The organism is Paenibacillus sp. B2(2019) (assembly GCF_008370385.1).
Taxonomy (GTDB): Bacteria; Bacillota; Bacilli; order Paenibacillales; family Paenibacillaceae; genus Paenibacillus_AQ.
Map to the genome: position 1 here is coordinate 626,859 of NZ_VTZR01000024.1, position 25,750 is coordinate 652,608.

General features: G+C 40.6%; 24 protein-coding genes. 19 read left to right on the forward strand and 5 right to left on the reverse strand.

What is annotated here, in order from left to right:
- Positions 1-228: 228 nt before the first annotated feature.
- Together PAENI_RS24135 and PAENI_RS24140 are read left to right on the forward strand one after the other, a co-directional pair.
- Positions 229-780 (forward strand): polymer-forming cytoskeletal protein, encoded by a 552-nt coding sequence (locus tag PAENI_RS24135; RefSeq protein WP_042189865.1) that lies wholly within the window; start codon positions 229-231, stop codon positions 778-780.
- Positions 781-918: 138 nt separating this feature from the next.
- The gene (locus PAENI_RS24140) at positions 919-1,164 is read left to right on the forward strand and encodes a hypothetical protein (protein WP_042189863.1); all 246 of its coding nucleotides are present in this window, start codon (positions 919-921) and stop codon (positions 1,162-1,164) included.
- Positions 1,165-1,228: 64 nt separating this feature from the next.
- Here PAENI_RS24140 and PAENI_RS24145 read toward each other — a convergent pair whose 3' ends face one another.
- Complete coding sequence (locus PAENI_RS24145; RefSeq protein ID WP_042189861.1) at positions 1,229-1,846, reverse strand: histidine phosphatase family protein; 618 nt, start codon at positions 1,844-1,846, stop codon at positions 1,229-1,231.
- 156 nt (positions 1,847-2,002) lie between these two features.
- Here PAENI_RS24145 and PAENI_RS24150 point away from each other — a divergent pair, with 156 nt between their 5' ends.
- Positions 2,003-2,938, forward strand: a complete 936-nt coding sequence (locus tag PAENI_RS24150; protein ID WP_149646925.1) for a LysR family transcriptional regulator — start codon at positions 2,003-2,005, stop codon at positions 2,936-2,938.
- A gap of 42 nt (positions 2,939-2,980) precedes the next feature.
- Here PAENI_RS24150 and PAENI_RS24155 read toward each other — a convergent pair whose 3' ends face one another.
- Genes PAENI_RS24155 through PAENI_RS24165 form a run of 3 tightly spaced genes read right to left on the reverse strand, consistent with a single transcriptional unit; the run spans position 2,981 to position 7,815 of the window.
- Complete coding sequence (locus PAENI_RS24155) at positions 2,981-4,810, reverse strand: ABC transporter ATP-binding protein (protein WP_149646926.1); 1,830 nt, start codon at positions 4,808-4,810, stop codon at positions 2,981-2,983.
- Positions 4,807-6,648 carry an ABC transporter ATP-binding protein gene (locus PAENI_RS24160; RefSeq protein WP_149646927.1) on the reverse strand — a complete coding sequence of 614 codons (1,842 nt, stop codon included), beginning with the start codon at positions 6,646-6,648 and terminating at the stop codon, positions 4,807-4,809. The genes PAENI_RS24155 and PAENI_RS24160 overlap by 4 nt, the downstream gene beginning before the upstream one ends.
- A gap of 42 nt (positions 6,649-6,690) precedes the next feature.
- On the reverse strand, positions 6,691-7,815 hold the full coding sequence (locus PAENI_RS24165; RefSeq protein ID WP_223178994.1) for a helix-turn-helix domain-containing protein: 1,125 nt from the start codon (positions 7,813-7,815) through the stop codon (positions 6,691-6,693).
- Positions 7,816-8,004: 189 nt separating this feature from the next.
- Here PAENI_RS24165 and PAENI_RS24170 point away from each other — a divergent pair, with 189 nt between their 5' ends.
- From PAENI_RS24170 to rbsB, 8 genes are all read left to right on the forward strand, one after another.
- Positions 8,005-8,478, forward strand: coding sequence for a DinB family protein (locus tag PAENI_RS24170; protein WP_149647075.1), 474 nt, complete (start codon positions 8,005-8,007; stop codon positions 8,476-8,478).
- Positions 8,479-8,520: 42 nt separating this feature from the next.
- Positions 8,521-8,916, forward strand: a complete 396-nt coding sequence (locus PAENI_RS24175; RefSeq protein WP_149646929.1) for a VOC family protein — start codon at positions 8,521-8,523, stop codon at positions 8,914-8,916.
- Positions 8,917-9,056: 140 nt separating this feature from the next.
- Positions 9,057-10,037, forward strand: coding sequence for a LacI family DNA-binding transcriptional regulator (locus PAENI_RS24180; RefSeq protein WP_076300554.1), 981 nt, complete (start codon positions 9,057-9,059; stop codon positions 10,035-10,037).
- A gap of 27 nt (positions 10,038-10,064) precedes the next feature.
- Positions 10,065-10,943 carry a ribokinase gene (gene rbsK / locus PAENI_RS24185; RefSeq protein WP_149646930.1) on the forward strand — a complete coding sequence of 293 codons (879 nt, stop codon included), beginning with the start codon at positions 10,065-10,067 and terminating at the stop codon, positions 10,941-10,943.
- A gap of 2 nt (positions 10,944-10,945) precedes the next feature.
- Positions 10,946-11,344 (forward strand): D-ribose pyranase, encoded by a 399-nt coding sequence (gene rbsD, locus PAENI_RS24190; RefSeq protein ID WP_076286605.1) that lies wholly within the window; start codon positions 10,946-10,948, stop codon positions 11,342-11,344.
- Between the two features lie 18 nt (positions 11,345-11,362).
- Positions 11,363-12,844 carry a sugar ABC transporter ATP-binding protein gene (locus PAENI_RS24195; protein WP_076286606.1) on the forward strand — a complete coding sequence of 494 codons (1,482 nt, stop codon included), beginning with the start codon at positions 11,363-11,365 and terminating at the stop codon, positions 12,842-12,844.
- Positions 12,845-12,846: 2 nt separating this feature from the next.
- Positions 12,847-13,815, forward strand: coding sequence for an ABC transporter permease subunit (locus PAENI_RS24200; RefSeq protein ID WP_149646931.1), 969 nt, complete (start codon positions 12,847-12,849; stop codon positions 13,813-13,815).
- A gap of 12 nt (positions 13,816-13,827) precedes the next feature.
- Entirely contained in the window at positions 13,828-14,745 is a 918-nt protein-coding gene (gene rbsB, locus PAENI_RS24205) for a ribose ABC transporter substrate-binding protein RbsB (RefSeq protein ID WP_076286607.1), read from the forward strand.
- Between the two features lie 68 nt (positions 14,746-14,813).
- Here the strand turns inward: rbsB and PAENI_RS24210 are convergent, their stop codons facing one another.
- On the reverse strand, positions 14,814-16,682 hold the full coding sequence (locus tag PAENI_RS24210; RefSeq protein WP_149646932.1) for an LTA synthase family protein: 1,869 nt from the start codon (positions 16,680-16,682) through the stop codon (positions 14,814-14,816).
- Positions 16,683-16,889: 207 nt separating this feature from the next.
- Between PAENI_RS24210 and PAENI_RS24215 the strand changes: the two genes are divergently transcribed.
- From PAENI_RS24215 to PAENI_RS24250, 8 genes are all read left to right on the forward strand, one after another.
- A complete protein-coding gene (locus tag PAENI_RS24215) occupies positions 16,890-17,441 on the forward strand; it encodes a sigma-70 family RNA polymerase sigma factor (RefSeq protein WP_149646933.1) in 552 nt (183 codons plus the stop codon).
- A complete protein-coding gene (locus PAENI_RS24220; RefSeq protein WP_262495704.1) occupies positions 17,389-18,729 on the forward strand; it encodes a DUF4179 domain-containing protein in 1,341 nt (446 codons plus the stop codon). The genes PAENI_RS24215 and PAENI_RS24220 overlap by 53 nt, the downstream gene beginning before the upstream one ends.
- Positions 18,730-18,797: 68 nt before the next feature.
- Positions 18,798-19,283 carry a hypothetical protein gene (locus tag PAENI_RS24225; protein ID WP_076120707.1) on the forward strand — a complete coding sequence of 162 codons (486 nt, stop codon included), beginning with the start codon at positions 18,798-18,800 and terminating at the stop codon, positions 19,281-19,283.
- Positions 19,284-19,478: 195 nt separating this feature from the next.
- The gene (locus PAENI_RS24230; RefSeq protein WP_149646935.1) at positions 19,479-21,449 is read left to right on the forward strand and encodes a serine hydrolase domain-containing protein; all 1,971 of its coding nucleotides are present in this window, start codon (positions 19,479-19,481) and stop codon (positions 21,447-21,449) included.
- Between the two features lie 141 nt (positions 21,450-21,590).
- Positions 21,591-22,322: a class I SAM-dependent methyltransferase gene (locus PAENI_RS24235; RefSeq protein WP_149646936.1), complete on the forward strand. Its 732-nt coding sequence runs from the start codon at positions 21,591-21,593 to the stop codon at positions 22,320-22,322.
- A gap of 65 nt (positions 22,323-22,387) precedes the next feature.
- Positions 22,388-22,984 carry a hypothetical protein gene (locus PAENI_RS24240; protein ID WP_149646937.1) on the forward strand — a complete coding sequence of 199 codons (597 nt, stop codon included), beginning with the start codon at positions 22,388-22,390 and terminating at the stop codon, positions 22,982-22,984.
- 20 nt (positions 22,985-23,004) lie between these two features.
- Positions 23,005-23,544, forward strand: coding sequence for an adenylyl-sulfate kinase (gene cysC / locus PAENI_RS24245; RefSeq protein ID WP_262495725.1), 540 nt, complete (start codon positions 23,005-23,007; stop codon positions 23,542-23,544).
- A gap of 188 nt (positions 23,545-23,732) precedes the next feature.
- Complete coding sequence (locus PAENI_RS24250; protein WP_149646939.1) at positions 23,733-25,712, forward strand: AraC family transcriptional regulator; 1,980 nt, start codon at positions 23,733-23,735, stop codon at positions 25,710-25,712.
- Positions 25,713-25,750: the final 38 nt, after the last annotated feature.

A 25,750-nucleotide genomic window follows, 5' to 3' on the forward strand; every position in this document is an offset into this window, starting at 1 on the left:
AAGAAGCAAATGATGCTTGTGTTCATTTTTATAATTTGGGTAAATAGATTTAAGAACCTAAATAAGTCAGCGAGAAGAGGTGTGACTCATGGGAACGAATCTTAATCGGGAAGAGAGCGCGCTGTGAAACCGCTTTAGATACTGACACAAATTTGTGAAATTATTCACTTAATTATTAAGAATTTTAATATATAATTAATTCATAATCAAAATTAGGGGGAATCGAAAATGAGACTATTTAAAATGATTTTAGTGGCTGGGGTTTCGGTAGCAGTATTGGCAGGTTGTGGAGCAAATGAGGATAAAGCAAACAATTCGGCGGCAACTTCAGCTCCGGCTGCTGAGCAGACAGATGCTGTCACTACAGCTTCGATCGTGAATCAAGCAGATGCGTTTACTAAGGCTGTTAGCAAAGATGGAAACTGGATTGTTGCGATTCTAAATGATGTAACGATTCCTGATGAGGTTGTTGTAGCTGGAGAATTCCGTAATAAAGGAGCCGCAGATGGCGATATCTACCGTAAGATTGCCCTTTATTCGCAAGATGCTGATCACAAGATCACTGCTACTTATACACTAACCGTACCAAAGTTTACAGTACAAAGTGAGAATTTGAAAGTTGAAGGCGGAACGATTAAAGGCGATGTTTATGTAGAAGCGAAAGGCTTTACTCTGCCTGAAACCGCCACTATTGATGGTAACCTCTACTTCGCGAGCGAAGATCTGAAAACATCAGCTGTTATTGATGGAAAAGTGACTGGAACAACAGAAGTTAAATAATTTCGTAATCAACTTATACAGTAGAAGCCAATCCATAGACTATGGGTTGGCTTTTTTCTTTTTGTGATTATGTGATCTTCAGTTGATTTTCTTAATATTGAACTTATAATATTACTACCACTACTAGGAGGAACACATATGTCTAAGGAGTATTCACGCACATATATCGAAAGTGTAAAGCTTGAAATGTTAAATAGATTGGGACTTAAGCAAGTGTTCTTTAAGGAGCAAATAGGTGACGGCCTGATTTTTGAAGCGGTTGGTTTTGATAAAGGGAGCAAGCATCGTTTTTGTGTTAGACCGAAGACGAAAACAATTGACGAATTTATTTCAGGAAAATGGATGAAGGTCCGCAGCTTTACAATCAAAAGTGTGGAAATTTAAAATTCAAGTCTAAAAAGGGAACCCCATTTAAATCGGAGTTTCCTTTTTTATTTTTGAGAAGGATTCATTGATAATGTGAAGTATCGCCGTACAGATCGATGGTTGTATTGTTGTCAGTTAGGGTTACTTTACACAATGCTGTAGAGAGAATATCCGGTAGTTCCCCTAATTCCTGCAATGATTTATTGAGAAAATGAGCCATAATTACTTTCAGGGTCATCCGATGCGTGACAATAAGTACCTCATGTCCTTCATTATCGTTAATGATACGCTCAATAGTCGGCGTTACTCTTTGTTCAAGCTGACTATAGGTCTCACCTGGGGCTAGAGGAATAAAAAGATCAGGTCTGGTGAAAAAATGGGTGTACTGTAATGGATATTCTTGTTCAATCTGATCTGTGTTCATTCCTTCCCAAATGCCCATGTTAATTTCCATTAATGAAGCTTGCTGTTGAATCGGTAAACTCCGATTTCCTCGTAAAATCTGCGCAGTATGCAATGCTCTTGGACTAGTACTAGAATAAATGGCTCCTAAATTCTCACCTTCCAAACGTTCTCTCAACCATTCCGCTTGCTGTTCACCCAAGGTTGTTAACGCTGAATTTTGATGTCCTTGCATTCTTTTCTGCAAATTCCATTCGGTCTGCCCGTGACGGGTTAAAAATAATACTGTCTCTTTCATTAACGAAACCTCCCTTTTGAATAGTTGTAAGTATAAGAAAAATAATTATAAATAAACAATATATAATAGTTAATATCCATAATGTATAGTTATAGTAAGAAAGCCGAAGGTCCGTTAAACAATGATTTTATTTTATATAGTTAGGAAGAAATCAGGATGAACTATCATGTATTAAAATTGTTTTATTATGTTGCAATAACAGGGAGTGTGACCAAAGCCTCTGAACGTTTGCACATCAGTCAACCCGCTATATCAGCGCAGATTCGCAAATTTGAACGGGAGAATAATATCGTATTATTAGAGGTCATAGGAAAGAGAATGGTGCTAACACCGATTGGGAGAAAACTGATCGAACCACTTGAAAAGTTATTTGCTATGGGTGAACAGGTACAGCAGATTATTGAGGATTATCATAAATTTCCTGCGGGCCATATTCGGATTGCAGGTAATTATCTGGCCACAAGCATACTCATCCCCCGGTGGGCATCATTATACAAACAATCTTTTCCGGAGGTTAAAATTCAGATCTCTACTGCTAATTCTCATGAAGTCATGGAACAATTAAATAACTTTGAAGCAGACGTGGCGATTTATAGTGATATGGCGTTTCCTTCTCATCATACAGGGGTGTTCGAACATCGGGAGTTGTACAAGGACGAGTATGTGTTCGTAGTTTCTTCAAATCATTCTTTAGCCAAGCAGGAGGTTAGCTTTGAGGAAGTGATGGCTGAGGCATTTATTATGAGGGAGGAAGGTAGTGCAGCCAGAGAGAGAATTGTACAATTATGTGAAGAAAGAAAGGTACAACATCCGAAGATCGAACTGCAATTTAATGGAGTAAATGAGGTTATTCAAGCCGTGATTGCCGGTTATGGGATTAGTTTTGTATCTGCGTTGTTAGCAAAGCCTTATCTTGATCAGGGTATGTTAGCCAAGGTCGAAGTGGAAAATGTAGTCTCTAAGCATTCGATATGGATGAGCCACAGAAAGAAAGAGCTTCAAGAAAGCTATATCCAGTCATTTATTAAGCTCGTCATGAAACGATTAAAAGAAGAGGATAATTTATACTCGATTCCAACGCATACACCTTAATTAAAATAACTTATGAATTACGATGTATGCATTGAACTGAGATCAAAGATTGGAATGTAATTGAAGCAACTCAGGTGCACAAATGTCTTCTGCTTCAGAAGATTTAAATTGAATGTTATATAATTGTGAGTATAGCCCATTCATTTCTAATAAAGACTCATGTGTACCTTCCTCAACAATCGAACCCTGATTTAACACGATAATTCTAGATGCTTCACGTATGGTGGATAGTCTGTGTGCAATAACCAATGTGGTTCGATTCTTCATTAACAAATCAAGAGATTGCTGAATCATTCGCTCAGATTCGTTATCGAGTGCGGAAGTTGCTTCATCTAGAAGAAGGAGTGGAGCATCGCGAAGAAAAGCTCTGGCAATGGCTATGCGTTGTCTTTGTCCACCAGATAAAGTCGATCCATGTTCACCTAGGATAGTGTCATAACCATGGGGCATCTTCGTAATAAACTCTTCTGCACCTGCGAGCCGAGCGGCTTCTCGAATATCCTCTTCGCTAGCTGTACTAGAACTGAAGGCGATATTGTCTCGTATAGTTCCTGAGAACAAATAAGGGGTTTGGGGAACATAGGTAATCATTGCACGTGCTTCTTCAAGCTGATCATGTACAGACTTTCCATAAACCGTGATGCTTCCTGCAGTAGGCTCATAAAGTCCATTACATAATCGAACGAGCGTCGTCTTCCCTGACCCGCTTGGCCCGACAACCGCGATAGTTTCTCCATGTTGTATATGAATATTAAGCCCTGTAAATAGGGAGGCTTCATTATCCGTTTTACCCGAATAGTTGTAGTGGACATCCTCTATTTGTAATGCAGCTACCTCTACGGAAGCGAATGTTGATGAGCTGGATTCTGGCAAAGGATGAGTAGCTCCTTCATCAGGTGCATCAAGTATAGCGAATACGCGGTCAGCTGCACCTAAAGCCTCCTGGACACCTCCCCATGTTTGAGACATATGGACAAAAGGCCATTGAACCCTACCCATCAGAATAATAAAAGCGAGTACTTCACCTGCTGATGTTCCGCCACTTAGAGCTGATAACGCAATTAAAGCGGCGCATGTCACCATTACAATATTGTTGATAAAGGCAGAAGATTGCCATAAGAGACCATTTAGAAGCGATTTTTGCAGCTGCATTTTTCTTAACTTCTCACGTTCTAACGCATATTTATTTAAGAGAGTTTCTTCTAGCGAAAAGGCTCTGACAACCTTCATTCCTTGAAGCGTTTCTTGTAAAATTCCTCGTAATTCTGCCTCTTTTGCATATATTTGAGTAGATAATTTACGTAATCTGCGATCAAAGAAACGTCCGGATAGAAAAACAAGGGGGCCCGATCCAAGAGCTAACAGGGCGATCCAGACATCCATTTTAGCCAAATATAGAAAGGAAATGAAACAGAGAAGTAGATTATAGCCTAGATCGTATACGATGCTGTTTATCATCCCCATGGCCATTCCTGCATCCTTAGTGTTACGCGAAGTCAAATCACCTGAATGCATGGACTGAAGGTAACGGAATGGAATTTGGTGACTTTTGTCAAACAGCTTCGCACGAATATCCCATGCCATTCGACTCTGCATAACGAAGCGGAAGTAATGCTGCAGCATAAGACAGCAGATAATGATGACGCAAGCAATGGCACAGATTACAGTTATGCGTGTTAAAGCATCCATATTGGCGTTGTTGATCGTATCAATAAATACTTGCTGAATGGCTGCAAATCCTATGTCCATTACGAGCTTAGCAGAGAGCAGGAGTACAGCCACAATAAATCCAATTCGATAAGGGCTAGCATAAGAGATTAATCTACGCAGAGCATACCCCAATTTTAGATTCTTGGATTCCATCTCATTCATATCTCTACCTCCCTGACCAGAGTAGAAATATCAGCCTTCTTCATTGAGGTCTCAACCATATTGTAATACTGACCTTGTAAAGTCATTAACTCCAGATGAGTCCCAGCTTCAACAATAGAACCCGCCTCCATATAATAAATGTGATCTGCATTTCTGATGGTAGATAGTCTATGCGCGATAACAACCGTCGTACGATCATGCATGAGTTCTTGCAGGGCCTGGCCGACAATCTCCTCATTATGGCTATCAAGTGCAGCTGTGGGTTCATCAAGAAGGAGAAGCTTAGGCGCTCGGACAAACGCTCTGGCAATAGATAGCCGCTGCCTTTCGCCGCCAGATAAGGTATGGCCCCGTTCCCCAATAGAAGTCTGATATTGAAGTGGGGTTCTCATAATAAATTCATGTATCCCCGCACTTTTTGCTGCTTTAATAATTTCTTCAAAGGTTGCGTCAGGTCTTCCCCATGCAATATTTTCATATAGAGTTCCAGTGAACAGATAAGGCTCTTGAGAAACATAAGCCAAATGATTACGCCAAGACTTAGGGGGGATGCTGCTTAACGGCAACTTACCAGATTGGATGACCCCTTCATTAGGTTCATAGGTTGCGAGTATTAAATGAAGGAGGGTGCTTTTCCCACTGCCACTAGGACCGGCAAACGCAGTTACTTTACCTGGTTCTATGGTTAGATTAACGTTAGTTAATACTTGATGATTACCATAATGAAAACTTACATTCTCAAAGGTGATAGGGTACAAGCCACTAATTGCTTGGTTGTTATTCATCGGCGTTTCTTTATGAGAATCTTCCTGATTACATTCACGGCTTGCGTCTTCTTCTGGTAAATCGATGACTTCAAACAATCGTTTACCTTGCGCCAGCGAGGCTTGTAATTCTGTCCATAGATTAGCCAGCTTTGATACAGGGTTTGTAATTTGCTCGAAACAAATCAGAAATGCCGCCACTGCTCCCACATCCAATCTCCCTTGGATAACTAGATATCCGCCGTAGGAGAGAACATATAGCAATCCACTAAGAATAACGGCAAAGGGCATATTATAGCCCACAGCTTCTAAGCGTGTGACAGGTAAATGAATGTTGAAATATTGCCTAACACGTTGTGTGAATTGATTATGCAGCTTAGATGCAAGGGAGAAGGCACGCACAACCTCAGCACCCTGTACCGTATCTTGAATAAACATTTGTTGAGCGGTTTCAATTTGCTGTCTTTGCTCGTGCATGGAACGTAGGCGGGAAGTGAAGGGAATCATCACAAGTGGAACAAGCGAGCAAATCAATATAGTTCCGAGCGTTAAGACATATTGGAGCGAGAGCAGGTAAGTTAGGAGAAATGTAATTTGCATCAGATTACTGAATAGTTCAATGGTCTTCTGATTGATACCTTGCTGAGCAGCTGGGGCAGAATCATTGATACGACTAATGAGATCAGCAGAATGATAACGATCCAAATCTTTCATCTGTACGTTTAATAATCTAGCTAGCAGTGATACCTGAAGCTTGGAGGTCGACTTGAATTCAAGCACACCTGATAAGTAAGTCAATAAGAAGCTGGCTAAAGCATCTACAATAACGATTACTAGAGCAAAGATAGCACCAGACATCAAAAAGGACATGTTCTGATTCGTAGCAGCGTTGATTATACGTCGTAAAGATTCGGCTATCCCAACTGTTGCAAGGGAAACGACGGCAGCTAAGAGACATAATATGAGGTACCAGCCTAAATAGGGTTTTCCAAGTTTCAGTAAACGCATAAAAGTGTTAGAAACTACTTTGGATTTTTTGATCGAGTCTGCTTCTATGTTTGTAGATCCATTCAATTTAGACCCTCCCCACTATGGTTTTAATTTGCTGTGGTTCACTTAAAAGATAGGAGGTTCCTCATCGAGCATGACTTTTGTGGTGACGGCAAGTAATTCTCTCAATTTATCCATTCGAAGATGGTAATATAATCGATGATCGGTTCTTTTTAGTTCGATAAGGTCTAAAAAGAATAGGAAGTTGGCATGATAAGTTACTGCCGCGGGCGTTATGCCAAGTGCTGATGCAATTTCTTGTCCATAGTGAGGGCGATTCCTTAAGAGTAGCAAGAAGTCTAAACGTCGTTTATCCGAGAATGCTTTTAAAAAAAGTTCAGTTTTCTCTCGATCAGCAGCAGGTCCGAATACATGATCATTAAAAATGCCGAATATAACCCAAGCGATACGGGAACTTCCTGCGTAAAAGAAGAGAACATGATTCCCAACTTGTGAGAAAAAGCTGACATGAAAAGTAGTGGGAACATCATAAACTGCAGGTTCATTTTTGTTGATATCACGAATGAATCTTTCAGGATTCGCTAGGAACAAACCTTCATAACGCTGAGAGGCTTGTTCAGACTCCCTTTTTAACTCCTCTTTCCAAAGTGAAAAGACATCCTTGTAGAACTGGTTTAAGAGCTGCATATAACGTAGCTTAGTTTCTTCGGGATAAGCAAGACACTCTAGTAATGGCCCCTGCGCTTCAATCACATCCAGCTGCGGTTTTGTTCTTGCCACAAGCTCAGCCATTAAGCGGGTATCCTTCTTGACGATTTCCCAATCGTTTCCTTCTAGCAACTCATCTAATTTATCGTAATACACACCATATACCATTTCAGCGACTACCTTTTCTGCAGGACTCTTTTCCAGTCGATTTATCCATGCTTCAGCTGTTTGTGGTTCTGGACAAGTGCAAATGGATTCATAGAAAGCAAAATCGAGTGCTTTATGAAAAAAGTTGTACTGGAAAAAAAACTGAAGTTCTCGGTAGGAGTGAGGTGACAACCGTGCTCGTGCATCTTTATGATAAGACAACGCTTGTGGGTCCATTTCAAGTTTGTAATCCTCAGCTGCCTTAAGCAACTGCTCTTCACAAGCAATCATTCCCATAGAAACAATGAATTCCAAAGCTTCGTTGTACGCAAATTTTATGTTCGATAGTAAGGTATCTTTCATGGTATCTTCCATCATAACCTCCGATATTTCTCGTTATAGAATTTAAATGTTGTGATAATACGACTAATATTTAATGATTACTTAATGTTAAAATAAACCATTTGTTTTCTTTTGTAAAGAGATATTTTACAATTCGTACTAACTGCTGGGATTCGGTTGTCGTGCATGGTAAACTATGGATAAAAAATAGGAGGGGCTATGATGGACCCAATCGTGTTCAAACAAATTGAATTTGTACGTAGTGTTACTGTTCGTGCAGTTGAAGTACTTTCCGAGGAACTACTAGATATCATTCCACAGGGCTTTAATAACAACATTAGATGGAACTTGGGACATATTTATTTGGTGCAAGAGAAGTTCGCTTTTCATTCCGTTAGGGAGCTTATGCAATTGCCGGAAAGCTTTGAACGATTATTTGCAAAAGGTACTAAACCTGCAGAGTGGAGCGAGAAACCACCAACACTTGATGTGTTAATTGAGATGCTTTCGGAGCAACCCAAACGTATTCAGGAAGCTATGCACAATCGCTTAAGTGAGCAAGTAACCCCTCTTACAACGGGTAGTGGATTAACCTTAAATACAATCGGAGAATTCATAAATTTCACGCTTTACCATGAAGGGATGCATTTTAATACAATCAAACTATTAAATCGATTTGCTGATAAAAGTCTTTAGAGATCTTTAGTAGACAAAAGTCTAAGGTCAAGGAGGTATTCGATGGAGGTTGGAAGAATTTTAGGTATTGCATATAATGTGATCCCAGTTAAAGACTTGGAGAAATCTGCAGCTTGGTTTGTGAAACATTTTGGTTTTAATATTAGGGATCGAAGAGAAGGCAACCTAAGCTTATTTAGGGAGAATAGACCGATCCTATGTTTAACACAAAGTGATCATGATTCTAGAGCGGTGTTCGAGGTAAGCGATAAGAAAAGATGGGTGATCACTTTCTTTACTAATGATGTCGTATCACTTCATAACAATTTGAGTTGTGAAGATGTGAAAGTCGGAAACATTAGTGACGAAGGTGAGTATGGTAAGTTTTTTGTATTTGAAGATCTGGATGGTAATTTATTTGATGTTTGGGAACACCATGATTGTGAACTGGTTTATTAGCCTCACTAAGGATATCGAGTTCAATCGATATCTTTTGTTATATATTGGAACGAAAAAAGATTTGTAATGAAAACGGTTTTATGATAATCTAATTAATGTAATACATGTAACCGGTTACACATTGGGGGATGAAATGAATGATGATGACGATTAAAGATGTTGCTAAAATAGCTGGAGTATCGGTGGCAACCGTTTCTAGGGTGTTAAATGATTCTGGTTATGTGAATATCGATACTCGAAAAAAGGTTGAGGCAGCAATCAAAGAAATGAATTATACCCCTAATGAGGTTGCAAGGTCTTTGTATAAACGGAAATCCAAATTAATCGGACTTCTATTACCTGACATTACGAACCCATTCTTCCCGCAATTAGCACGTGGGATAGAAGATCAGATGCAGGAACATGGTTATCGGATAATCTTTGGTAATAGTGATGAGAACGAGGAAAAGGAATTGGATTATATTCAAACCTTTATCCAAAATAATGTCATTGGCATGATCTCATCCACTAATTTTCCTGAGAAAGATATTTATTCTAATTTAAAAATTCCGGTTGTATTTCTTGACCGTACTTCTAATGACAGTCCCTCCGTATATGCAGATGGCAGAAAAGGCGGACGCCTTGCTGCTCAAGAAATCATTGCACGGGGAAGCACCAAGATTACAGTCATGCAAGGACCGGCGCATATTAAACCGGCGCAGGATCGATTTCAAGGTGCGATTGAAGTACTTGATGAAATGGGAATCACTTATCAAGTGATCCAGACTTCATCTTTCTCCCACACGGAAGCGGAACAATGGGCTGTAGAGTTATTTGATAAATATATAGACACAGACGGCGTAATTGCAAGTAATGATATCGTGGCGACAGCAGTTATTCATGAAGCACATCGCTTAGGTAAAAGAGTGCCACAGGATCTCCAAATCATTGGATTCGATGATATCCCACTTAGCAGCCTGTTGTCTCCTTCGTTATCCACTATCCGTCAGCCTGCACATGACATGGGCCGTGAAGCGGCTGGTTTACTTATTAAGTTAATTGAGCAAGATAAAGTAGAAGATAAAATCATTCAATTACCCGTCAGCTTTGTGGAGCGGGAAACAACAAGAAGTAAAGAATAGATGACAACATAAGAAAGGTTGATGGACATGGCTAAGATTTGTGTAATTGGAAGTTGTTCAATGGATTTGGTGGTAACCTCATCTAAGCGACCTCACGCAGGAGAAACTGTTCTTGGAGAGAGCTTCGCTACCGTTCCAGGAGGCAAGGGAGCGAATCAGGCCGTAGCTGCTTCGCGTTTAGGGGCAGAAGTTATGATGGTTGGTTGTGTAGGTGAAGATTTCTATGGTACGGAGATCATGGAGAATCTTAAGAGAAATCGGGTTCTTACCACCAATGTGGAACCGGTTACACATACCAAAAGCGGTACTGCTCACATCATTTTAGCAGAAGGTGATAATAGTATTATCGTTGTAAAAGGAGCTAATGATTCAGTTACTCCTGCTTTGGTTGAGCGAGCACTTGATGCTATTAAAGGATCTGATATGGTGCTAATCCAACAAGAAATACCCGAAGAAACGGTGTCTTTTGTAAGCGAACTTTGTCATAAATTTAATATCCCTATGCTGCTTAATCCGGCACCTGCGCGTCCCATCAGTGACGCGATTATAGAAAATGCCGCCTATCTGACACCTAATGAACATGAATGTACGATTTTATTCCCTGGGGTGAGTACTACAGATGCCTTAAGGAAATATCCAAACAAGCTGTTTATCACAGAGGGAAGCAATGGCGTACGATTTTACGATGGAGAACAAGAAGTTCTGGTTCCTACTTACAAAGTTAACGCTATAGATACGACAGGTGCTGGAGATACTTTTAATGCGGCATTTGCAGTTGCTTTAGCTGAAGGCAGCTCCATTCTGGATAGTGTAAAGTTTGCCAATCGAGCGGCTTCCTTATCCGTTACTAAATTTGGTGCACAAGGTGGCATGCCGACAAGAGCAGAAGTGGAGGCGAATCTTTAGTTATGAAGAAACAAGGGATATTAAACAGTCATATTTCCAAAGTGCTTACTGACTTAGGCCACACTGATACAATTGTCATCGCAGATGTGGGGCTTCCAGTTCCACCAGGTGTTCCGAAGATTGATTTGGCGGTTAAACTAGGGGTTCCTAGCTTCCAAGATATCGTTGATATCATTTCGGAGGATATGGTCATCGAAAAGGTGATCGTTGCAGAGGAATTAGAGACTGATAATAAAGTCACCTCTCAATACTTGAATAATAAATTTAAGGAAATACCGATAGAAGCGTATTCACATGAGCAATTTAAGCAGCTGACGATGCAGGCTAAGGTTATTATTCGCACGGGTGAAGCTAAGCCGTATGCAAACTGTATTCTACAAGCTGGGGTCTATTTTGGATAAAAAGGGGGTTCTAAGTGTATGCACATTACGATGAAAGATATTCATAAGTCTTTTGGCGCTAACCGTGTATTGACCGGTGTGGATTTTGAACTTAAGGATGGTGAAGTTCATGCCCTGATGGGTGAGAATGGCGCAGGTAAGTCTACGCTGATGAATATTCTGATCGGTCTGCACCAACGTGACCAAGGCACCATTCGTATAGATGATCAGGAGAAATACTTTACGAATCCCAAAGAGGCAGAACAATATGGAATCGCATTTATCCATCAGGAGCTGAATGTATGGCCAGATATGACGGTTCTGGATAATCTGTTCATTGGCAAGGAACGAACATCCAAATTCGGCCTGTTAAATAGGAAAGAGATGAAAGCGTTAGCAAATGAACAGTTTGCTAAGCTCTCTGTGACCATTCCTTTGAACCAAGAGGCGGGGGAATGTTCAGTAGGTGAAAAACAGATGATTGAGATCGCTAAAGCGCTTATGACTCATGCGAAAGTTATTGTGATGGACGAACCTACCGCTGCATTAACCGAGAGAGAAATACAGAAACTATTTGAAGTCATTGCCTCACTAAAGAAAGAAGGCGTCTCTATCGTCTATATTTCGCATCGGATGGAAGAGATTTTTACGATATGTGATCGAATCACCGTTATGCGAGATGGGAAAACCGTAGACACGAAGCCCATTCCTGAAACTAATTTTGACGATGTAGTTCGGAAGATGGTAGGTCGTGAATTAACGGACCGGTTCCCTGAGCGTACTTCTAAACCCGGAGAAGTGGTTCTTGAAGTTAAGAATGCTTCAAAGAAAGGGCAATTTAAAAATGCTAATTTCTCTGTGCGAGCTGGCGAAATCATAGGATTCTCTGGATTAATGGGATCTGGACGTACAGAGATGATGAGAACCTTATTCGGATTAGAATCATTAGACCAAGGTGAGATTTGGGTGAAGGGACAGAAGATTACCATTCGGAATCCCAATGACGCTATGCAAGCTGGAATCGGCTTTGTTACAGAAGACCGCAAAGATGAGGGGTTAATCCTAGATTTCTCTATTCGAGATAATATGGTACTGACGAATTTATACGACTTCGCCCCTAAGGGTGTAATCAATGCTAAGAAGGAACAAGAATTCGTGGACATGCTTATTAAACGGCTACACATTAAGACACAATCATCATCCACTTTGGTCCGGAATTTATCTGGGGGTAATCAACAAAAAGTAGTTATCGCCAAATGGATTGGTATTGGCCTCAGTGTTCTTATCCTTGATGAGCCTACACGCGGCGTCGATGTTGGGGCAAAACGGGAAATTTATCAGCTTATGAACGAATTAACTGAACGAGGTGTCGCCATTATTATGGTATCCTCAGAACTTCCTGAAGTCTTAGGGATGAGTGACCGCATCGTAGTTGTTCATGAAGGGGAAATCAGTGGAGAACTTTCACAACAGGAAGCTACGCAAGAAAAAATCATGACGTTAGCTACAGGGGGGCAATAGTAATGACTGCTATCAAAGATGAGAGTGTAAAGAAAGGTTTCCAAATTGGGCAAATCACGCAGAAATTAGGGCCATTACTAGGGCTAATCATTCTAATTATTATCGTAACCGTGCTGAACCCAAGCTTTATGGAACCCCTTAATATACTGAACTTGCTTAGACAAGTCGCAATTAATGCGCTTATCGCTTTTGGGATGACTTTTGTTATTCTAACGGGTGGTATCGATTTATCAGTAGGGTCTATTCTAGCTTTATCCAGTGCCTTCACAGCCAACTTGATGTTGTCAGGCTGGGATCCAATCTTAGCTATTGTTGTGGGTTGTTTAGCGGGTGGACTGATGGGGATGGTCAACGGACTGATGATTACGAAAGGCAGAATGGCGCCGTTTATTGCTACACTGGCGACCATGACTATTTTCCGCGGATTAACGCTTGTATACACGGACGGTAATCCGATCACAGGTCTTGGTGACAGCATGACGTTCCAATTGTTTGGTCGTGGATATTTACTAGGAATACCTGTACCTGCTATCACGATGATTATAGTATTCGCTGTGTTGTGGATTGTACTGCATAAAACGCCATTTGGCCGTAAAACGTATGCTATTGGGGGTAATGAGAAAGCTTCCATTATTTCAGGGATCAAAGTAGACCGCATCAAAATAATAATCTATTCCTTAACCGGTATGTTATCAGCATTGGCTGGTGCCATCTTGACCTCTAGATTGAACTCAGCGCAACCAACAGCAGGTACATCCTATGAGTTGGATGCGATCGCGGCAGTAGTATTAGGGGGGACGAGCTTAACAGGTGGCCGTGGACGTATCGTAGGCACATTAATTGGTGCTCTTATTATCGGGATTCTGAACAATGGCTTGAACTTGCTCGGCGTATCATCATTTTACCAAATGGTAGTTAAAGGGATCGTTATTGCGATTGCTGTACTCATAGACCGTAAGAAAGCCGTATAAGGGGGATTCCACATGAAAAAGCTCACATTAATTTTTACTTCCTTACTCTTGATTCTTATGACGGGCTGTTCCTTAGAGCCTCCAGAGTGGGCAAAGCCGAACAGCGGCGGGGGCCCAGGGAATATGAAGATTGGATTATCCATATCTACCTTGAACAATCCGTTCTTTGTATCTGTTAAAGATGGAGTTTTGGCAGAAGCTAAGAAGCTTGGTATGGAGGTTCTCGTTATCGATGCGCAGAATGATTCAGCCAAGCAAAGTAATGACGTTGAAGATTTAATGCAAAAAGGTGTAAATGCGCTGTTAATCAATCCAGTAGACTCTTCAGCGATCTCGACGGTTGTTCAGACAGCTAACAGTCTAGATATTCCAGTCGTTACTTTGGACCGTTCTGCAGATAAGGGAGACATTAAAGCCCTTGTTGCCTCTGATAATGTAAAAGGTGGATCAATGGCAGCTGAATATATTGTAGAGCAGCTTGGAAAAGGTGCAAAGGTTATAGAACTAGAAGGATCACCGGGAGCATCAGCTACCCGTGAACGCGGGAAAGGATTCCATGAAATTGCCGACACGCAGCTTGAGGTGATTGCGAAGCAAACTGCTGATTTTGACCGTACGAAAGGGTTGACCGTTATGGAGAACCTTCTCCAAGGAAATCCAGATGTACAAGCGGTTTTCGCTCATAATGATGAAATGGCTCTTGGTGCTATAGAAGCGATTCAGAGTTCAGGTAAGAATATTCCTGTCATCGGTTTTGATGGAAATGAAGATGCACTTAAATCCATTGAGGCGGGTAAACTCACAGGAACCGTTGCTCAGCAGCCTGCATTAATTGGGCAGTTAGCGATTCAAGCAGCGAAAGACGTATTAGATGGCAAGACGGTTGAGAAGCTGATTGCCGCACCTCTAAAACTGGTCGTAAAAGAATAAGTAAATGACTATAGAAAAACACTGCATTCGCCGATTTGGTGAGTGCAGTGTTTTTGATATATATAAGCTTATTTTTCCTCAATTACTCTATCCGGTAACTGTGTTACATAACTATCTGATAGATGGAGAAGCTCTAAAGCACGATCGAACTCATCCTCGGTCGTTTGTTGCGTGTGGTTACCATCGCCAGATAAGGTATAATGCTGACCATCCTCGAAGCCACTGCCAGATAGGAAGAGCTCTTCATTATTTACGAACGATCCTGTTGGCAAATAATAGCGCTGAGGAAGTAGGTTATAAGTCGATTGATTCAATAAATCTTGTCCGAAATGAATATGATCCGCAAGAGAAACACCTAATAAATTAGATACAGTAGGCAAAATATCCACTTGACCGCCCAACTGTTCTTTTACACTTGGCGTTGTAATCCCCGTCGCTGATAGGATCAATGGAATATTAATTAATTCGCGCTCCGTATATTCATGACCAAGGATTTCCTGTAATAAGACGTGATCGTCCTCTTTTAGAGAGAAGATAGGAAGTCCGCGGTGATCTCCGTACAATGCAATCAAGCTGTTATCCCATACCCCATTTTGTTTGAGCTCATCAATAAAAAGTCCCAGTGCATAGTCAGCATAATTTTGAGCACGAATATAATCCCCGACTAATGTTCCTTCGAATCGTTCTGGAAGGGCCATTTTGTATTTATCCTCAGGGATCGAGAACGGATTATGCGCTGACATCGAAATAACATGGGAGTAGAATGGCTGATCCTTCTGATCCATCCTTGCTAGCTCTGCAGCTGTTTTCTCATACAACACCTCATCAGAAGCTCCATAAAATACCGTATCCTCTTCACCATAATATTCCTTATCGTAATATCGATTAAATCCTAAGGCAGTATAAAGCTCGCCACGGTTCCAAAAGTCGACTTCATTAGTATGGAATGTTGCCGTATCATAACCTTGTGCTTGAAGCAGCTTAGGTAAGCTTGGAAGCTCTTTTGGCGCATACATTTGAGTGGCTGGACCATCAGGTGGAACATAGAAAGAAGTATTTACAATGAATTCGGCGTCAGAAGTATTTCCTTGTCCAACCTGCTGGTAGAAACGCGGAAAGTAATAACTGCTAGCCGCAAGCTTATTCATATTCGGCGTAATTTCTACTCCATCAATCTTTAGATTGATTAAGAAGTTCTGGAAAGACTCCATCTGAAGAATGACCAGGTTCTTTCCTTTGGCGGCTCCAAATTGAACCGAATTTGAGGTTGCTTGAATTCCTTTGGTCTTGTTAATCGCTGCTTGTGTAATCTTAGCGACGTCGATTTGTTCTTCTTCTTGATTGGCTAATAGAGAGTAAGCTTCATAATTGAGAATGCCCATTTGCTCGGCTTTAACGGTTTCGTTCATACTGGCTCGGTTAGGAAAAATATTCATTGCGCAAATGACGATGGAAATACAGAATAAGATCGCAACCGCTTTCCGGTTACTTTTACGCGACATGGCTTTTTTCCAATTAAGTGCCTTCTGTTTTCTCAACATGACCAAACCAATGACAATGATATCCACAAAAATGAGCATATATTGCGGACGCATGACCGAGAAAATACTTTTCTTAACGGCTCCAACTTGCTTGACCTGATCTAATACTTGTGAAGTAGCAATAATGCCAAAATGATTATGATATACAATGAGTGAGAAAAATAGTGTAGTGATCAACACATTGACCAGCATGTAGATGGCAATTTTTCGTTTCGTTGCGAACCATTCAATCAAGCAAAAGACTAGAAGCACAAAAGGGATTTCTTTAAGCCATGTGGTCCACGTAGGCCCGTCTTCAAAGAGAAAATACCAAGCAAAATAACTTTTAACTAGCATAATGAGAGAGAAAAATAATAGGGATCTTTTACTGAGTGTACGAGGTTCTTTAAACGGCATCTCTTATGCCCATCCTTTTCTTTTAGATTAGTTCATTCTATTACTTGAAGTGTTTAAAATCAACTAGATTGGGGTATAGAAGAGACTTATTTTCCTTAATATTACATTTAGGTGAATGAAACCATACATAGTATATAAAAAATTATTTTTATGTGAAATGAACTTTTTAAGTTACTCCTAACTCTTATAGGGGAGAGAGGTGAAGGCATGGACGTTGCTCGTTGGGTGAAAAAAGCCAAAAAGGGGAATAAAGAAGCATTGCTCCACTTAATCATGTCTGAAAAAGACGTTTATTATAGGCTAGCGTTCAGCTATATGGGGAATGCGCATGATGCCATGGATGCCATGGACGAAATGATCGTCACACTTTATGAAAAGATTGGTCAACTAAAGAAAGAGGAAGCATTTTATAGCTGGAGTAAGACGATTTTGGTGAATGGCTGTAAGCGACTCCTTCATAAGCGCGGCAAGCTGGTGCTGTTAGAGGATTGGAGTAAGGTTGACGATAGGGAAATAGGCCAAGTAGTGAGTAGTAATGATCCTTATCGAAGAAGTGAGCAGCAAATGGATATGGAGACCTTGTTGTTACAAGTAAATGAACATCAGAGAGAAGCGATTCAATTAAAGTATTTTCATGATCTCGATTATCAAACGATAGCTGACATTACAAAGGTTTCGATAGGAACGGTTAAATCAAGAATTTACCATGGATTACAAACGCTCAAAAATCAGTACAGAGGTGATGTTGATGAACAATAATGTCGAGCAACAATTAGCTGATGAGAAGACGCGCATAGCATCCATTACCGCACCTGAAGAATTAGAAATGAGATTAAGAAAGGCTTTGAATTCGGCTCCCGCAAAAAGAACGAAAAGAATAGCACCGATTTGGAAGGTTGCGGCGGTTGTTTTATTGGTAACAGTGATCTCTGGACAAAACTACAATGCTTTTGCATATTATGGCAAACAGCTTTTTGGCTTTGATGAATTGCTTAATGGCACAACTTTACAACAGCTAAATGAAAAAGGGTTGGGTCAAAACATCAACAAGAAAACTACGTTACTAGACGGAACAACTCTTACCATTAACGGAATTATGGCGGACGCCAATCAATTCATTATGTATTACACCTTAAATAACCCAAATGGACTAGAGGATATGTCTGTAGACGCTTTTAGACCCTCAAAAATAAGTGGTTTTTTAACCGATTCAAACGTAGTAAGTGGGACTGCGTTAATCAATGAAGGTCATACGGAGATTAAAGGTCAGATGTCGTTTGACAGCGTAAATCCATTTTCAAAAAAACTAACGTTACACTTTTGGCAGCAGCTAGTAGAGAACGGCCAGATGAGCGAAGGAACAGTTACGTTCCCTTATAACCCTAATGAGGCCATGGAAACTCAGATTAAACAATCGATCAATAAAAAGATTAAAGTCGACAAAGGTACGATTACCTTCAAATCAATCACAGCTACACCAACGATGACTGTAGTAAAAGGGAAGCTGGATGTCGATAATTTTGATCGAGTGAAGCTTAGATTACATGGGATACAATTAATTGTCGATGGAACACCTGTTGAGATCCTGGGTAGTGGTAATCAAACCTCATTAGGTGGAAGAACATTTGATATTCGCTTCGACACATTGCCTAAGGAGCTACATTCCATGCAACTAGTCGTTAAAGAGTTTCCTGGATATCAAAAGCTGGACGCAAAGTATTCCCTGACTTCCCTTAGTGATAAGCCATTTATGTTGGGTGATAAAGAATTATGGTTAAAAGATGTCTCCAAAACCTCTCAAGGCATCGAAATAACAATCGCTTCTGACGATGATGTAATGCTGGATGGTGTGTCTATAGTAACGAACAACGAGAGTACACCTTTAAAAACAACGATTAATCAAAAAGAGACAAAGCAAGTGGACGGCAAACTAATGAAAGAACGAACTTTATTATTTGATACACAAGCAGAGCCTGAGTCACTACTAATAGAAGGGATGCACTATTTGAAGACATACAATAAAGTGATTGAGATTCCTGTGAAGTGAAGAAATGTGCAATATCCATTTTTTATAACATATGGTAATCTATATGGACGTGAGAAAAGGAGGGGCACATGGATAATACAGAGGTTTATAGAGTGAGGCGTCCGTCGTTAATACCACTTCTGGTGTATATCAGTCTGCTAATGGGGATTCAATTATTTCAAATTTATAATCTAAACTATCGCTATACAAGTAGTGACAACTTAGTGCTTTCTTGTTTACTTTATGGTCAGGCTATTTTGTGTTTCATTGTTGCAATTGTTTTAGTCTACAGGATATTTACGATCAGAAGAGTTGTTGAAATTCAGATTCAACCGGAATCTATATTAATAGAAGATCTAGGAATAGAAGCAGAGCGGATTAATGACATATATATAAAAGGATATTTTAGTCCTGTAGTTGGGATTAGACCTAAAGTGAATAAATTTGTTCCTTATAAATTATGCTTTAATTTTCTGTCACAAAAAGATGAAGATGAAATAATGAAACAGTTAAAAGCTTGGGCCGAACGAAATCAGATCAAAGTAACTCATAAAAATTTTTCGAGATGGCTATAAGCTCTTCTAGACTAATATACGAAATGAAAGACACTGACTCCTTGTTGGTGTCTTTTTTTTGATTAAACCGTTATGTCATATGACATGTAACAAAGCTAATTGGTGACAGAACGTTTCTAGCTAGAATGACAATCTGTTTGTGATACTCAGAACAGGTTCACTAATCACAAATAACCAAATTGAGGAGATTGGATTATGAAGAAAAAGACACGCAGGCTCAGCGTCATCGCACTACTATTATCAACAACTGTATTTACAGCATGTTCAGCTCCAGTCTCCACTAACGCAACAAGTTCGAAAGGATCTTTTAATGGAAAAGAAATCGAGGCTTTCGCGGACCCAATATTTGCGCAGAAAATGAAGGAATACAATGTGAACGGATCCAATTTTGTCGTGGTTAAAGACGGAAAGGTGCTCGTGAATAAAGGGTACGGATATGCGGACAAAGAAAAGAAAACACTTGTCGATAAGAATACCGTCTTTCAGATCGCATCCGTGTCGAAGACATTTACCGCACTAGCAGCTCTGCAGCTAGTGGAACAAGGAAAGATGGATCTTGATCACGATATCAATGCGTATCTTGGAGGTATGAAAGTACCAAATGAAACGGAAACTCCGTTAACCTTAAGAAATATGTTATCTTACACAACGGGCTTTGATTACCCGGATAAAGCTAACTTTGTTGCACCGGAATATGTAGATCAAGACATTCCCATGAAAAAGTTTATGACGGAGCATATGCCGACGGTCGTTCGGACACCTGGTGAAGCGTATACCTATGATAATTTTGCGTTTTTACTTGCGGGCTATGCGATTGAGAACGTAAGTGGCATCCCGTTTTATAAGTATATGGAGAACCAGGTGTTTAAACCTTTAGGAATGAACTCTACTAGTGCTCGATTTACCCCAGAGCTTTTATCTAGAATGGCCACGCATTATGGACCAGATGGTAAACCTCATCCAACCTTTGGGCATGCTCCTACCGATGGGCCCCAGGGCAGCATCCTTTCCACAGGAGAAGATATGGCTAAATATTTAACTCTTTTTCAACAACAAGGTAGTGTGAATGGGAAGCAAATCATTAGTAAAGAAACCACGAAGATGATGCAAACCTACTCTGTATTTGCGAATGAATCGCTTCCGATGACGACGGTTGGAGGATTTGAAGGGTATCGTAATGATCTGATGAATGGCTATCATGTGGTTCTCAAAGGTGGAAATATGCCTGGTCATCAATCACTGATCGTATTATTGCCTGAGGAGAATACCGCTTTCTACATGTCCTATAACAATGACACAATGATGAGCTTAGACATTTATGAAGCCTTGATGGATCACTATTTTCCTGAAAAGAAAGCACCAGAGGCGCCAACGTATCTCCCATTGCCTGCATCAGAAGCTACTAAATATACTGGAACTTATTTGAACACCAGATTCTATTTCTTGAAATCGAACTTCACCTATGCAGATGGCAATCTTATTATGGAGACTGGAACAAGCGGTACACATACGTTACGAATGATTAATCCGCTATTGTTCGAAGATGAATTAGGTAACAAATTGGCTTTTAAAAAAGATCATAAAGATCAGATCGAATACTTTTATTATACGAATCCTAATAGCCCAGACTTTGTTTCAGATGCTCGTAAGGTTCACACGAAGCCAGCATTCGCTGATGTATCTGAGGAGAGCGCTTATAAATCCTACATCGACAATCTGTATTCGCTTGATGTGATAAGTGCTAAATCCGGCAACAATTTCGAACCACAGGGAACGATGACGCAAGGTGAGTTTATGGATGCTCTAATTCTTGCCCATGGATGGTACGGCTTTCCTCATTTAATTGAGGGGAATAAAGAATTAACGAAAAAAGGAATCCCTGGTTTTGATCGTAATGCTGTCATCACAAGACAAGTAGCAGCCGTTATGATTCAAAATCTAAAACAAGCTAAGCAAGCTTCAGAAATTACGCTTAAAGGTGACACAGACTCATGGGCCACGGATTCGATCATAGCATTAGTGTCACAAGGCATTATAGATCCTGATACAAAAGTGAATGATGACGGGACTGTCGATTTTCGTTCTAAAAAGCCTTTGCTTCGCCAAGAAGCGAGTGCATTACTTGATCTTGCTTTTGGATACTATACGTTGCCAATCAAACACTAAGAATTGGACACCTCAGAGAGACTCTTTGGGGTGTTTTTTTAATGATAGGTTTAAGAGGTAAATGAAATTATCGGTAGTATAAGGTTGTTTTAAATGCTAAAATTACCCAAAAGAATTTTCTTACAGCAAGGAGGTATTCTGTTGGATTACAAAGGGTCATCGGTGTATGACAATGAAGATTTTTTCTATAACTATTTATTGAGAAGAAACAGAGCGGATAGCCCAAATAACATTATTGAAAAGCCGGTTATATATGATCTTATGGGCGATGTACTTGGGAAAAAGGTGCTCGATTTAGGATGCGGGGATGCTAAGTTCGGATATGAGTTGCTTGAGCAGGGATGTAACTTTTACGAAGGTGTGGAAGGTTCAAGTAATATGGTCAAAGCGGCAAAAGAACTGTTAAATACATCTAAAAGTGAGATTCACCATGCTACTATGGAGAGTTGGAATTACCCAAAAGAGAAATATGATTTGGTAATCTCTCGGTTGGCTGTTCATTATTTACAAGACCTAGAACCAATCTTTGATAGTAGCCGTAGTGCGCTTATCCCTAATGGTCAGTTTATTTTTAGTGTACAGCATCCGGTTCTAACATCATCCATGAAAAGTGCAACAACTTCAGAAAGAAAGTCGGACTGGATCGTCGATAACTATTTTGAAATGGGTAAGAGAATGGAGTCTTGGATTGGAGAAAGTGTAGTTAAGTACCACAGAACTTTTGAAGAGTATTTTCAGTCACTGAAACATGTTGGATTTAAAATAGAGGATATTAGAGAATGTAAACCAAATCCTCAGTTTTTTAATAGTGAAGGCGAGTATAAGAGAAGGATGAGAATCCCACTTTTTCTCGTGTTTAAATGTATAAAATAGTTTGTTGAAGTAACGCTAGTCTAATGAGCATATGAATGAAAAGAATTGCAATAAGGAGGACTAAGATGAAACGGATGCAGTTTATACGCCCAACCGAGCATTACGATCAAAGAATAACTGATATCGATGAGCAGATTTGTGCATTGATAAAACAACGTAAGGAACGCTCGGATAATAATCCAGGAATCCCATCTTTTGAGTATATTTCAGATTGGGCGGCGAAGTTTGAACTCTACGAGGATTTTTTGAAAACGGTATTTGGGACATTATTTAGTGAAGATCATTTTAAGCCGATGGTCGAGCCAACGGGTTTTAGAAAACATATTGCTGTTCTACAATCTATTGAGGCAGATGAGTTCTTCTATACACTGACCTCTATACGACAATACAGTAATGCAAGTGTTGTCACGCTTAGTATAGATTGGGATATTACCTCTGAATTATATGCCAATAAACTTAACCATTTTGAGCTGTATATAGGAGAAGCGTATGACAGTAGAATGACGAATGGCGGAAGTTCATCAGGACATGCAGCTTATAACTACGTAGTATCTCCGCCCCTCCCCGACGATATCTCCGGTATTAAATTAGAGTTCAGGGAATTTAGTTCACCCTTAAAGAAGGATGGGACAGGTACTGAAATTGTGTTTAAGCTAGAATAACTATACAAAGTATTTTAACAATAGAATCAAGCAGGAAGAGGTACGTATCTATGAATCAAATGATCTGGCTAACTGGACTATCGGGTTCAGGTAAATCTACGCTTGCAGAGGAACTGAAAAATCACATTGAGAATTGCTACATTCTGGATGGTGATACATTGAGGAGAGGTATTAATCAGGATCTTCAATTTAGCGAAGAAGATCGATTGGAAGTTGGTAGAAGAATTGGTGAAATTGGTAAGATTCTGCTTGATGCGAACCTGAATGTGATCGTTGCCTCGATCTCTCCCTACCGCTCTACACGCGATAAGGTCCGTTCTCTCATAGGGGATTCCTACAAGGAAGTTTATGTTCAATGTCCTTTGGAAGTATGTGAGGAGAGAGATCCGAAAGGTCTATATAAACAAGCAAGAGCCGGACAAATCAAGCATTTTACGGGTATTGATTCTCCATATGAGGAGCCCGTTAGCCCGGATGTGATCGTAGAGACAGACAAGTTTTCCTTAGATGAATGTGTGTCGAAAATCCTTCAACACACATCAGCTATGGGGAGGAAATAAAACATTTATTAAATTGATAGAAAGACGAGCAAACCATCAACGGTTGCTCGTCTTTTTTACGTTCCATTGTCAGTAACACTGCTGGAAAATAGTTCTGCGAATATCATTGTAAATGATAATCATTATCATATATGATGGGGGTATAAATCTCTCAACATGGAGTGATAGAGAAGGGGGAGCGCAAGACGGTGACATTGAATGATCAAGCTTTGCTATGGAATCAGGCATTCATCAAGATCATAGATATACGACATACAAGAATGGAACAAGGCGAGGAGCTGCATGCGTACAGAATGCCCTCAAGCGTCTTCTTATATGTGACTAGAGGTAGCGCACATCTCCAACTGGACGGCATAGCACACCGCATCAGCCGGTTTTCCTTGCTCCATGGGGGCAAGGGTCTCTACCTTGATATTACGGCAGATGAGCTGCTGGAATACTATATTATTTTGTATAAAGCGGTACTAGCACTACCATCCCGTCAAGAAACGATCAAGCTGATGGAGAAGCACAATCCGTTTCAAATGCAATATGTATTTAAGCCCCATTATCCGATTTCCGTTTTCCATCATGTCACCTCCATGAGCAAGGAGTGGCATCGTTCAGATCTACTCAATAAGCTTCAAGTTAAAGCGATATTTTATCATATGGTTTATGAAATTCTAGAGCAGATGGAACGCCAGAATATCATAGCCATTAAGCCTGACTTGGTGGCCCAAGCGGTTCGTTATATTCATGAACGCTATCGGGAGCCGATAACGCTTGAGACGCTGCTTGAACATCTTAGTTGCAGCTCCAGACAGCTACTGCACGCCTTTAAGAAGCAAGTGAGAACGAGCCCGATCGATTATTTGATTCAATTGCGGATGAGCAAAGCGAAGCAGTTGCTTCTATCCACAGATTTCACGCTGAAGGAAATTGCCGAGAGTGTAGGCTATACCGACAGCTATTATTTCAGCCGTATCTTCAAGAAATACGAGGGTGTTTCTCCCACCAGCTTTAAAGAAGCAGCGTTGCAACAGGAGCAACGTCGAAATAATCCATCCTTCGTGTTCAGATCTCCCATTGTTGCTAGAAGGCAGCAACGTTATATTGGTAATGAGTTTGAGAATCATTATCAATATAAAAGAGAAGGGGAAATACCGATGTATCGTAAGTCAAGAACAACAATGGCAGCAACCTTATTATTTTGTTTTGTTCTCTTTTTGAGTGCATGCTCGACAGGGGGAACGAATGTCACACCGACAAGCAACAGTGCGTCTACTAATAATGTTGCAACTTCCGCAAGTCCAGCTGCGAGTCCGTCGACGGATGTAAGCAATGACACAAGAGTGATTAAGCATGCGATGGGGGAAGAAACGCTTACCGGCGCCCCTGAACGTGTTGTCATATTGACCAATGAAGGAACAGAGGCACTTTTGGCACTGGGCATCAAACCGGTCGGAGCCGTTCAGTCTTGGATTGGTGACCCTTGGTACGACCATATCAAGAAAGACATGGAAGGCGTTACGGTTGTGGGAGACGAGCTTCAGCCGAATATTGAATTGATCGCGAGCCTCAAGCCGGATCTGATTATCGGTAATAAGGTCAGACAAGAGAAAATCTACGACCAATTAAAGCAGATAGCTCCGACGATATTCTCCGATGACCTGGCAGGAGATTGGAAGATTAATTTCAAGCTCTACTCCGAAGCTTTAAACAAGCAGGAAGAAGGAGCGCAGGCGATGGCGGACTTCGATAAACGAGTTGCGGAAGTCAAGGCGAAGCTCGGTAGCAAAGCAGACACGAAAGTGTCGGTGGTGCGCTTCTCCGCGAAACAAGTGCGTATTTATCAGAAGCAAACGTTCTCCGGCGTGCTCTTGAGCCAATTAGGAATTGCCCGGCCTGAGTCGCAGGATAAAGACTCCTTTATCGAAGTTATGACCAAAGAGACGATTCCTAGCATGGATGGTGATGTGCTCTTCTATTTCGTGTCGGAGACTCCGGGCAAGGACGATGCATCGAAGGTCGTGGAGGAATGGAAAAAAGATCCTTTGTTCCAAAATTTGAGCGTTTCAAAGAACAACAAGGTGATTCAAGTCGATGAAGCGATCTGGAACTCGGCAGGCGGATATGAAGCAGCCAATCTGTTGCTGGACGAACTCGTTAAATACTTTGATGTGAAATAATAAAGGCGGATCGAATCAACAAGCTGGCGCTGTATTCG